The sequence below is a fragment of the Streptomyces sp. NPDC048352 genome, assembly GCF_040651895.1.
Taxonomy (GTDB): Bacteria; Actinomycetota; Actinomycetes; order Streptomycetales; family Streptomycetaceae; genus Streptomyces.
This window is the reverse complement of record NZ_JBEZKZ010000051.1, coordinates 41082-52352: the sequence shown is the minus strand read 5'-3', so window position 1 is coordinate 52352 and position 11271 is coordinate 41082. Positions and strand designations below refer to the sequence as shown.

9 protein-coding genes and 1 pseudogene are annotated in these 11271 nt (G+C 74.4%); 4 read left to right on the top strand and 6 right to left on the bottom strand.

Features of this window, described 5'->3' with window-relative positions:
• Positions 1-1599, bottom strand: a 1599-nt coding sequence (locus tag AB0D45_RS24005; RefSeq protein ID WP_362462392.1) for an MFS transporter, incomplete at its 3' end; no start/stop codon positions are given.
• 294 nt (positions 1600-1893) lie between these two features.
• Here AB0D45_RS24005 and AB0D45_RS24000 point away from each other — a divergent pair.
• A complete protein-coding gene (locus AB0D45_RS24000; protein WP_362462401.1) occupies positions 1894-3024 on the top strand; it encodes a hypothetical protein in 1131 nt (376 codons plus the stop codon).
• A gap of 257 nt (positions 3025-3281) precedes the next feature.
• The gene (locus AB0D45_RS23995) at positions 3282-4331 is read left to right on the top strand and encodes a phosphatase PAP2 family protein (protein ID WP_361611260.1); all 1050 of its coding nucleotides are present in this window, start codon (positions 3282-3284) and stop codon (positions 4329-4331) included.
• A 249-nt stretch (positions 4332-4580) separates the two neighbouring features.
• Here AB0D45_RS23995 and AB0D45_RS23990 read toward each other — a convergent pair whose 3' ends face one another.
• Positions 4581-5552: a YafY family protein gene (locus AB0D45_RS23990; protein WP_362462389.1), complete on the bottom strand. Its 972-nt coding sequence runs from the start codon at positions 5550-5552 to the stop codon at positions 4581-4583.
• 374 nt (positions 5553-5926) lie between these two features.
• Positions 5927-6517: pseudogene (locus AB0D45_RS23985) on the bottom strand (transglycosylase family protein); the annotation flags it as partial.
• A gap of 302 nt (positions 6518-6819) precedes the next feature.
• On the opposite strand from AB0D45_RS23985, the gene AB0D45_RS23980 reads away from it, so the two are divergent.
• Both AB0D45_RS23980 and AB0D45_RS23975 read left to right on the top strand, forming a co-directional pair.
• Positions 6820-7641, top strand: coding sequence for a hypothetical protein (locus tag AB0D45_RS23980; protein WP_362462386.1), 822 nt, complete (start codon positions 6820-6822; stop codon positions 7639-7641).
• A gap of 158 nt (positions 7642-7799) precedes the next feature.
• A complete protein-coding gene (locus tag AB0D45_RS23975; protein WP_362462383.1) occupies positions 7800-8231 on the top strand; it encodes a hypothetical protein in 432 nt (143 codons plus the stop codon).
• A gap of 15 nt (positions 8232-8246) precedes the next feature.
• Here AB0D45_RS23975 and der read toward each other — a convergent pair whose 3' ends face one another.
• From der to cmk, 3 genes are all read right to left on the bottom strand, one after another.
• Positions 8247-9710 carry a ribosome biogenesis GTPase Der gene (gene der / locus AB0D45_RS23970; RefSeq protein WP_362462380.1) on the bottom strand — a complete coding sequence of 488 codons (1464 nt, stop codon included), beginning with the start codon at positions 9708-9710 and terminating at the stop codon, positions 8247-8249.
• A gap of 75 nt (positions 9711-9785) precedes the next feature.
• Positions 9786-10373 carry a lysophospholipid acyltransferase family protein gene (locus AB0D45_RS23965; protein ID WP_361608057.1) on the bottom strand — a complete coding sequence of 196 codons (588 nt, stop codon included), beginning with the start codon at positions 10371-10373 and terminating at the stop codon, positions 9786-9788.
• Positions 10374-10429: 56 nt separating this feature from the next.
• Positions 10430-11131 (bottom strand): (d)CMP kinase, encoded by a 702-nt coding sequence (cmk, locus tag AB0D45_RS23960; RefSeq protein WP_361608024.1) that lies wholly within the window; start codon positions 11129-11131, stop codon positions 10430-10432.
• Between the last annotated feature and the right edge of the window lie 140 nt (positions 11132-11271).

Below are 11271 nucleotides of genomic sequence, written 5' to 3'. Positions count from 1 at the left end.
CCCGGCCCCGGCGCCGTCCCCCTGGCCGCATCCGGCGGGCTCGGCGCCGTCCATGGTGCGCGGCAGCTTCAGCGCCATCGCGGCACCGGCGAGCAGCAGGCAGGCGCTGACCGCGAGGCTGACGTGCAGGCCGTGCACGAAGGAGTTCCGGGCGGCCGCGAAGAGGGACTCCCCCGCCTGGCCGCCGAGGTGCGCGGCGATCTGGTAGGCCTCGCCGAGGGAGTTCGCGGCCCCCGCCGAGTCCTCGACGGCGACGCCGGGGACGTTCAGGAGGCCGGGCCGGTAGGCGGCGTTCATCACGCTGCCGAGCAGGGCGATGCCCATGCCCGCGCCGAGCTGGTAGGAGGTCTCGCCTATGGAGGCGGCGCCGCCGGCCGTCTCCGCCGGAGCCTCGCTCAGCATGGACTCGTACGCGGCGAAGAGGGTGGTCTGGAGCCCGAAGCCGAGCAGGACGAAGCCGGCCGTGAGCAGCACCGGACGGTCGTGCTGGCCCATCAGCGTCAGCAGCAGCACGGCGCCCGCGGTGAGCACGAAGCCCAGCGAGACCATGGTGCGCGGGCCGACCCGCTGGAGGGTGTAGGAGCCGGTGGCGCCCGCGGCCATGGCGGCGAAGGTGAGCGGCAGCAGCCGCAGGCCGGTCTCCAGCGGACCGAGGTGCAGCACCAGCTGGAGGTACTGGACGGCGAGCAGCTCCAGGCCGACCAGGGCCAGCATGGCGAGCACGATGCAGCCGACGGAGGTGGAGAAGGCGGCCCGGGAGAACATCCGCATGTCGATCAGCGGGTGCTCGCGCCGCTTCTGGCGGCGTACGAACAGGACCAGCAGGGCCACGCCGAGCACCAGCGGGATCAGCGCCGCGGGGTCGGTGAGGTGCCGTTCCGCGCCGAGCCGCTTGATGCCGAGCACTGCTCCCAGGACGCCGCAGGCGGCCATCAGCGCGCCGAGCACGTCCCAGGGCCCGTCCGCCGAGCCCCGGGATTCGGGCAGCAGCCAGCGGCCGACCGGCAGGATCAGCGCCATCAGCGGGATGTTGATGAGGAAGACCGAACCCCACCAGAAGTGCTGGACGAGGAAGCCGCCGAGTACGGGGCCGCCGGCCGCGCCGATCGCGGCGACGGCGGTCCAGATGCCGATGGCCAGGGCCCGCTCCCGCCGGTCGGGGAAGACCTGGCGCAGGATCGACAGGGTGGCCGGCATGATCATCGCCCCGCCGACGCCGAGCAGGGCGCGCGCGGCGATCAGGACCTGGGCGTTGTCGGCGAGGGCGGCGATCGCGGAGGCGACGCCGAAGAGGGTGTAGCCGAGGAGCAGGATCCGGCGGCGCCCGACCCGGTCGCCGAGGGTGCCGAAGAGGATCAGGAGCGCGGCGCAGACCAGCGGGTAGGCGTCGACGATCCACAGGAGTTCCATCGGGCCGGGGCGCAGGTCCTCGGTGACGGAGGGGACGGCCACGTGCAGGATCGTCGCGTCGAGCGCGACGAGCACGAGGCTGACGCACAGGACGGCGAGGACGAACCAGCGGTTGGCCCCGCCGGATACCGGGCCGAGCCGGTGCCGGAGGGAGGGCTTCCTGTCGTCGGCCGTGTTCGTCCCCGACATGCATGTACCTCCCAGGTGGTCCCTCGCACTCGGCGGACAGCGTCGTGGGGCGCCGCGGGTGTGGTGCGCTGTGCGGCGTCCTACGGGGTCCGGCATCGACACGCGAGTGAAGCGTCAGCGTACGCGAGTTCGTGCGTCCCCCACGTGGTCAAGCTCTCATCCCGGCGGCGGCCCCGCTGTGGTGTGCGCCACTCGCCCCGTTCCGTCCTCCCCCCGCGCGCACGCCCGCTCACGCTCCGTGGCCGCGTGCCGTTTCCGCCGGTCGCGCCGTCGATACTCGTCCCCGTGACCACTGTGCCCCGTGACCCCGCCCCTGCGAAGGACCCCGGCGCGCGCCGTGCCGCGCCGGCCGTCGCCGCCTTCGCCGCCGTCCGGCTGCTGGGGCTGGCGGCGCTCGCGCTGTGGGGCGCCGCGGCCGGCAGCAGCCCGCCCACCCTGCTGTCGGCGCGCTGGGACTCCCTCTGGTACGCGCGGGTCGCCGCCGGCGGGTACGCGTACGAGGTGGTCCTGCCGGGCGGGGCCGTCCATTCCAGCCTGGCGTTCTTCCCGCTGCTTCCCTGGCTGGAGCGGCTGGTGGCGGCGCCCACGGGACTCTCGTACGGCTCGGCGGGCCTGGTCGTCTCGGCGGCGGCGGGGCTCGCCGCGGCCTGGGGGATCTTCGCGGTCGCCGACCTGCTCCACGGGCGGCGCGCCGGGGTCCTGGCGGTGGCGCTGTGGGCGGCGCTGCCGGTGGGGATCGTGCAGTCCATGGCGTACAGCGAGTCGCTGTTCACCGCCCTGGCCGCCTGGGCCCTGTACGCGGTGCTGCGCGGGCGGTGGATCACGGCCGGCCTGCTCGCCGCGGGGGCGGGGCTGACCCGGCCGGTCGGGGCGGCGGTGGTCGCGGCGGTGTGGGTGGCGGCGGCCCTGGCCCTGCGGCGCGGGGAGCGCTCGTGGCGGATGGTGCTCGGGGTGCTGCTGGCTCCGCTGGGGGCGGTGGCGTACGTGCTGTGGGTGGGCCGGCGGACCGGTGGCGGGCTGCTGGGGTACCTGGACGTCCAGGCGGGCTGGGGCAACGGCTTCGACGGCGGGTGGGCGTTCGCCCGCTTCATCGGGGACCGGCTCGCCTCCCCCGCCTTCGCAGCGGGGGCCGGGCTGATCGCCGGGGTGCTGCTGGTGCTGTGGCTGTACCGGCTGTGCGTACGGGACCGGCAGCCCGCCGCGCTCCTCGTGTACTGCGGGGTGGTGGTGGCGCTGGCGCTGTGCGCCTCCGGCTACTTCGGCTCCAAGCCGCGGCTGCTGCTGCCGGCCTTCCCGCTGATGCTGCCGGTGGCGGCGGCCCTGGCGCGGTGGCGGACGGGGCGGGCGGCGGGCGTGCTGGCGGCGGTGGCGCTGGCCTCGGCGGCGTACGGGGCCTTCTGGCTCAACGGCTCGGGACCGCCCTAGGCGCCCCGCCCCGGTGATCACGGAATGGATCATTCCAATCCATGATTGCGCAAAGGAATTGACCTGCCTCGATAAGCCGCGCGTAAGTATGCCGATAATTGCGGGGGCAGCACTCCCGGAGTTCAATCCGGAAAGTTCCAACAAGTGGCGGAACAAGGGGAATTAAGTCCCCCGTGAGACGCACTCCACATCACATGGTCATCACAAAGCGCGCGATTCGCCCGGGCTGCGCTGCGGCGCGCGGTAACGTCGATTGAGTGCGTACTGACCAAATGCTTGCCCGTCTGGAGCCGGTGTTCGCCCGGCTCGACCGGGAACCCGAGCGACCGGCTCATCTGCAAACTCCGCAGATGAGCCGGCACCGCGTCGTGCTCCTCTCCGCGACCCTCGCGTTCTACCTCGCGATCGTCGTGGCCGTGCTGACGACCTCCTGGCTCGTCCGCCTGGACTGGCAGATCATGTTCTTCCGGCCCTACGAACAGTGGCCGCAGGTGCACGCGTTCCTCGACTACCTCGTCGTACTCGGGCAGCGCGGACCCACCGCGGTGATGGTCGCGGCCTGGCTCGGCTGGCGCTCCTGGCGCCAGCACACCCTCCGCCCGCTGATCGCCCTCGGCGTGGCCCTGCTGCTGCTCAACATCACCGTGGGCTCCGTCAAGCTCGGCCTCGGCCGGCTCGGCCCGCACTACGCCACCCAGATCGGCTCCGCCGAGCTCTTCGCCGGCGGCGATATATTCCCTTCGGGCCACACCGCCAACGCCGTCGTGACCTGGGGAATCCTGGCCTACCTGGCCTCCACCACCGTCACCCGCCGGGTGCTGTCCGTGCTCTCCGCGGTCGTCTCGCTGAGCGTCGGCGCCACCACCGTGTACCTCGGCACCCACTGGGTGAGCGACGTGCTCCTCGGCTGGACCGCCGGACTGCTCATCATGCTGGCGCTGCCCTGGTTCGAGCCGCTCATCGGCCGCGCCGAGGCCTACGTCTTCGAACTGCGCGAGCTGTGGCGCCGCCGGCTGGAGGACGGCCGGGTCTCCGAACCGGTCGCCGCCGCGCTCACCCCGCTGCTCTCCGCGGGCGGGAAGTGGCAGCCCGGACGCACCCCCGCCGGCGAGGACGGGACCCCCGCCCCCGCCCAGGCCCCCGCCGGGCACTCCCCCGCGCTGCGCCCCGCCGCGCACCAGGTCTCCCGGCAGCACGTCATCCGCTCCGAGCGCACCCCGCTCACCCCGGCCGGCAGCCGCCGCCCGGCGCACACCGAGCGGGCCGCCGCGCGGGGGGCCTCGGCCCGCCCCGCCACCGGCGGCTGACCCGCCGCGGGGGCACGGTACGCACAGCCCCGCCCCACACCGCGAAAACGGCGGGCCGGTTCACCTGACCGGCCCGCCGTCGGCGTTCATATGGCCGGACGCGTCACCCCGGTGAGCGGATGTTCCTCCGCTCCGGGTCACGCTTGTGTCACGGGTCGTCGACGGTACCCGGCCCGAATCCCGCCTTTAGCCGGCCCTTTCGAATTCCGCCGGAGAAGCCGAATTCGGGGCACCGGACACGGCCCGGGATTACTCCGGAGCGGCTTCCACCGCCCGGCCCAGAAGGTCCCGCAGACCCCGGATCCGCTCGGTCAGCCCCGGCGGCTCCACCACCTCGAACTCACAGCCGAGCAGCAGGATGTGAATCAGCAGGACGTCCAGGTTGACCGCCCCGGTGCGCAGCAGGCAGCTCCGCTCGTCGACCGCCTCCAGCGCCCCGTCGGAGGGCCCGATGATCCGCGCCGCCTCCTCGGCCGGGACGCGCAGCCGCACCAGCGCCCGGGCCGCGTACGCGCGGTGCGCCACGCCCTGGGAGACGTACGCGGCGAGGTCCTCGGCGGGGGGCGGGCGCGGGACGAAACGCGGGCCGTGCGGCGGCCGGGGCTCGATCCGGTCCGCGCGGAAGGTCCGCCAGTCCTCCCGCTCGACGTCCCAGGCGACGAGGTACCAGCGCCGCTCGGAGCAGACGAGCCGGTGCGGCTCGACCACGCGCCGGCTGACGCTGCCGCCGTGGTCGCGGTAGCCGAAGCGGAGCCGCTCGCTGTCGCGGCAGGCCGCGGCGAGCTCGGTGAGCACCGAGGCGTCGACGGTGGCCGGGCCCGGGCCGCGCAGCATGGGCACGGTGAACTCGTTGAGCGCCGAGACCCGTCTGCGCAGCCGTGCCGGCAGCACCTGCTCCAGCTTGGCGAGGGCCCGTACGGAGGCCTCCCCGATGCCCTCGACGCCGTGGCCGGCGGCCGTGCGCAGCCCGACGGCGACCGCGACGGCCTCGTCGTCGTCCAGCAGCAGCGGCGGCAGCTCGGCCCCGGCCCCGAGCTGGTAGCCGCCGCCGGTGCCGGGGCTGGCGTTCACGGGGTACCCGAGCCCGCGCAGCCGGTCGACGTCCCGCCGCACGGTGCGCGGGGTGACCCCGAGCCGTGCGGCGAGGTCGGCGCCGCTCCATTCCCGGTGAGCCTGCAACAGGGAGAGCAGGCGCAGCAGTCGCGCGGAGGTCTCGAGCATGCCGCCCAGTGTGCCCTCAGGCACACGCCGCCGCCCCGGCCCCTCCCCGCCCCGCCGTCGCGCCGGGCTCCGTCAGCGGGGCCGAGGCGGGTGAGGCTTCAACGCACCGGGACGGGGCCCGACCCCGCAGGCGTCGGCGACGGGACGGCCGGGGACGGAGTCGGCGGGGCCGGCGTCGATGGGGGCGGAACTGCCGGGGTCGGCGTCGGCGGGGCCGGCGTCGACGGGGCTGCCGGGGAGGCAGGCGGGGCCGACGGGGCCTGGGGCGACGGCGTCGGACTCGACGGGGACGGGGCCGACGGCGACGCGGAGGGGCTCGGCGGCGTCGGGGTCGGCGACGGGGTCGGCGTCGGTGAAGGCGTCGGGGGCGTAGGGAGGGTGAGGAGGAGGCCCGGTTTCAGGGCGGACGGGCGGGGCCCGACCGCCCGGCGGTTCGCCGCGTACAGGGAACGCCAGCCGCCCTCCACCCGGCGCCTGCGCGCGATCCCCTCCAGCGTGTCCCCCGCCCGCACCACGTGCATCCGCCCCGTCAGCCCGTACCGCTTCGCGCACTCGGGCCAGGACTCCCACCCCCGCACGGCCACCAGTTCCTCCGCGACGCGGATCTGCTGCTCCCGGCTCGCCAGGTCCGCCCGCGCCGCGTACGCCAGCCCCCCGTACTCCTCCCAGGTCGGCTGCCCGAACTGCAGCCCCCCGTAGAAGCCGTTGCCCGTGTTCACCGTCCACCGCCCGCTGCTCTCGCAGTCCGCGACGCAGTCCCACGGCCACTGTCCGCCCGGCCCGCAGTCCCCCGCCCCGCTCCCGATCACGCCCGGCGAGCCCGGCTGCGCGGCCCCCGCCGGGCCGGGAGCCGGCGGGGGCGGCGCGGCGGCCGCGCCGACACCCGACGGGAGGGCGAGTACCAGCGCGGCGGCCGCCGCGGCCACGGCGGTGGCCGCCGCCCGCCGCATACACAGATCGGGCATCGGCTCACGCTACGGAGCCGCGGCCCGCCACCCGCCCCGCCACGCGGTGCCCCGCCGCGGCCCACCCGGACGGCCGACACGGCCCCGGCCGCCACGACGACAGGTGGCGACAGGAACGGCCACCAACTGCGCACAAAGAGGCAACAGTTGCCGGGAAAGCGAAGCCGCGGCCCGACGGTTCACTCGTTCGGGTGGCCGGTTCGATTCCGTTCCCTCAAACGGCGTGACCCCGGCCGCCACTGCGCCGTTGATCCCGGCGAGCCGGGAACCCCCCGGCCTCCGCACCAATGAGGAGCCACCCCGTGCCGCGCATGCTCGACGTCAGTCTTGAGGTACGTGCCGAGATCGGTGACGAAGAAGCCGACAGGCTGCTCACCGGCGACGACGCCCCGGGCAGTTACGACTGCACCTCCTGCCGCACCCCCGGCGACCCCGAGACCGACCCCACGAGCACCGTGCTGTTCGTGGGCGAGGAGACCGCCGTCCTCGCCTTCGCCCACGCCGCCTGCATCCCCTCCCAGGTCGTGACGGTCTCCGAGGAGCAGCTCCAGGGCGCGGTCCGCAGCATCACCGGCGACAGCCCGACCCCCGCCCCCGCCCCCGAGCAGGCCCCGGGCGAGGTTCCGCAGGCGGTCCCCGGCGGCCAGGCCGTCCTCGGCATCACCAGCGGCCTGGTCCTGATCGCCGGGGAGCTGCACCCCGCGCTGGTCGTCGAGCCGACCGCGCCGATCGCCCGCCCCGGCACCACCGGCCCCGGCGACGACTTCCTCCCCCTCCTCATCGAGCAGGGCTTCATCCCGGTCACCGACACCGACGAGGTCCCCTCCCCCCTCACCGGATGGTCCGTGCTGCTGGCGGGCGGCCAGCTGCACGCCGTGCTCCAGCCCGGCACCGAGGGCGGGCCCCAGGTGGCCTGGTGGCAGGCCCACCAGGCGCTGAGCGTCACCGACGGCTGGCGGGCCGCCGTCAACAAGACCCAGCGCGTGCTCGTCTACGCCGCCCCGGTCGGCTCCATCGGCCAGCAGCCCCGCGAGGACCTGCTGCGCGACGCCCTCGACAAGGCCGCGAGCAACGGCAAGCTGGTCGCCGCCTCGATGCCCCTGGCCGGCACTCAGGCCGCCTGAGCCTTATCCCTCCTCCACCCGAGACGGCCGTCCGCCCCCGACCAGGGGGCCGGCGGTGTGCGCCGGGGGTGCGCGGTCCGTCCCGCGCACCCCCGGCGATCTGCGTTTTCCGCCCCGTCACCCCGCATCCGCAGGGCGCCGGTTTCGTTGGCTGATACGTGCATTCATACGACCCCTCCCGCGCCCCGTTCCGTGCGAGCAACGCCTCGCCCACCCCGATCTACGACAGCCTGTACTCGGAGTACCTGCGCGCCTTCCGGGCGCTGCCGGGCGACCGTACGGGCGAGGAGGACCTCGGCTTCACCGCGTTCTCGTACGGCAGCGGGTACACCGCCGGCTCGTACGGGAGCGGCACCACGGGCTCGTACGGGAGCGGCACAAACAGCTCGTACGGGAGCGGCAGCGGCTGGAGCGGGGCCGCGTGGCAGCAGCAGTCCGACTCCTGGCAGCCCTCGTACGTCCCGCCGCAGGGCCAGCCGGCGTACTCGTACGCGGGCACCGGCTCCGGATACGGCGGCGGGCGGCAGCACCAGACCGGGATGCAGCACATCCCGGCGGCCCTGCCGCCCGCTCCGCGCCGGGGCTACTGACCCCGGACCCGGCCGCTACTTCTTCTTCTTGTACGCCGCGCCGCGCTTCTCGCGCACCCGCACCGAGATGTGGAGCGGGGTGCCCTCGAAGCCGAACTCCTCGCGCAGGCGGCGCTCGATGAAGCGCCGGTAGCCGTGCTCCAGGAAGCCGGAGGCGAAGAGGACGAACCGCGGCGGCTTGCTGCCCGCCTGGGTACCGAACAGGATGCGGGGCTGCTTGCCGCCGCGGATCGGGTGCGGGTGGGCCGCGACGACCTCGCCGAGGAAGGCGTTCAGCCGGCCGGTGGGGACGCGCGTCTCCCAGCCCGCGAGCGCGGCCTCGATCGCCGGGACCAGCTTCTCCATGTGGCGGCCGGTCTTCGCGGAGACGTTGACCCGGGGCGCCCAGGAGACCTGCTGCATCTCGGTCTCGATCTCGCGCTCGAGGTAGTAGCGGCGCTCCTCGTCCAGCTCGTCCCACTTGTTGTAGGCGATGACGATCGCCCGGCCGGCCTCGACGGCCATCGTGATGATGCGCTGGTCCTGGACGCTGATGTTCTCGGTGGTGTCGATCAGGATGACCGCCACCTCCGCCTTCTCCACGGCGGCGGCCGTGCGCAGGGAGGCGTAGTAGTCGGCGCCCTGCTGGAGGTGCACCTTCTTGCGGATGCCCGCGGTGTCGACGAACTTCCAGGTGACGCCGCCGAGTTCGATCAGCTCGTCGACCGGGTCGCGGGTGGTGCCGGCCAGCTCGTTGACGACGACCCGGTCCTCGCGCGCGACCTTGTTCAGCAGGGAGGACTTGCCGACGTTCGGGCGGCCGATGAGGGCGATGCGGCGCGGTCCGCCGACGCCGGCGCCGCCGAAGGTCTGCTGCGGGGCTTCCGGCAGGGCCTCCAGGACGGCGTCGAGCATGTCGCCCGTGCCGCGGCCGTGCAGCGAGGAGACCGGGTGCGGCTGGCCGAGGCCCAGGGACCACAGGGAGGCCGCGTCGGCCTCGCCGCTCTGGCCGTCGACCTTGTTGGCGCACAGGACGACGGGCTTGCCGGCCCGGCGCAGCAGCTTGACGACGGCCTCGTCGGTGTCGGTGGCGCCGACCTTGGCGTCCACGACGAAGACGACCGCGTCGGCGGCCTCGATGGCGTACTCGGCCTGGGCGGCGACGGAGGCGTCGATGCCGAGGACGTCCTGCTCCCAGCCGCCGGTGTCGACGACCTTGAAGCGGCGCCCGGCCCACTCGGCCTCGTAGGTGACGCGGTCGCGGGTGACGCCCGGCTTGTCCTCGACGACGGCCTCGCGGCGGCCGATGATGCGGTTCACCAGGGTCGACTTGCCCACGTTCGGGCGGCCGACGACGGCGAGGACCGGGAGCGGGCCGTGGCCGGCCTCCTCGAGCGCGCCCTCGACCTCTTCGAGGTCGAAGCCTTCCTCCGCGGCGAGCTCCATGAACTCCGCGTACTCGGCGTCGCCAAGTGCTCCGTGGTCGTGCTGGTCGTTCATGAAGTCCGTTCCTCGTCGTTCGTGGTGGTCGGTGGCACCCGCGCAGCGCGGTTCCACTACTAGGTCAAGTCTCGCTCAGCGCCCGGTCAGGCGCTTGGCGTCGGCCAGGTGGGCGGTCAGCCGGCCCTGGATGCGTGTGGTGGCCTCGTCCAGCGCGGTGCGCGTACGACGGCCCGTGCCGTCCCCGGCGTCGAAGGCGGAGCCGAAGACGACGTCGACCCGGCTGCGCAGCGGCGGCAGGCCCTTGACGAGCCGGCCCTCGGCCTCGGTGCTGCCGAGCACGGCGACCGGCACGACCGGGGCGCCGCTGCGGACGGCGAAGTAGGCGAGCCCGGCGCGCAGGGACGCGAAGTCGCCCTCGCCGCGGGTGCCCTCGGGGAATATCCCGAGGGCGCCGCCGTTCTCGAGGACGCCGAGGGCGCGGGTGATCGCGGTCCGGTCGGTGCCGGAGCGGTCCACCTTCACCTGCCCGATCCCTTCCAGGAAGGGGCCGAGCGGGCCGACGTACGCCTCTTTCTTGATCAGGAAGTGCAGCGGCCGCGGCGCGGTGCCCATGACCATGGGGCCGTCGATGTTGTGGGCGTGGTTCACCGCCAGGATGACGGGCCCGGAGGCGGGCACCTTCCAGGCCCCCAGCACACGGGGCTTCCACAGCCCGTACATGAGGCCTATGCCGATGCGCCTGCCGACCGCCGCACCCTTCGGGGAGGGCGTGGCGCTCACGCGCTCCGCCGCTCTTCCACCAGGGTGACCACGCACTCGATCACCTGGTCGAGGGTGAGTTCGGTGGTGTCGACCTCGACGGCGTCGTCGGCCTTGGCCAGCGGGGAGGTCTTGCGGCCCGAGTCGGCCGCGTCCCGCTTGATCAGCGCCTCCTTGGTGGCCGCGAGGTCGCGGGCCTCCTTGCCGCGCAGCTCACCGCTGCGGCGGGCGGCGCGGGCCTCGGGCGAGGCCGTCAGGAAGATCTTGAGGTCGGCGTCGGGCAGGACGGTGGTGCCGATGTCCCGGCCCTCGACCACGATCCCCTCGCCCTCCTCGGCCGCCTCGGCGGCGATGGAGCGCTGGAGGCCGGTGATCAGGGTGCGCACCTCGGGGACGGCGCTGACGGCGCTGACCTTGGAGGTGACCTCCTGGGTGCGGATCGGGCCGGAGGCGTCCAGGCCGTCCACCGTGATGGTGGGGGCGGCCGGGTCCGTGCCGGAGACGATGGCCGGCTTGCCGGCGGCGAGGGCGATCGCCTGCGGGTCGTCGGTGTCGACGCCGTTGGTGATCATCCACCAGGTGATGGCCCGGTACTGGGCACCGGTGTCCAGGTAGCGCAGCCCGAGCTTGGCGGCCACGGCCTTGGAGGTGCTGGACTTGCCCGTGCCGGAGGGACCGTCGATGGCGACGATCACGGCGGACGGAGCTGCGGTTTCCACGGTGCGGGCACCTTCCTGGTTGCGCGTACGTGTGCGGGCGCGCCAAAAGCGCCCCCGCACCAGGTTACCGGCCCCCGGCACCCGCCGTTCCCGGCCGTCGCCCGGCGGGCCCGGCGGCCGGGCGGGCGGCGGGCCGCCCC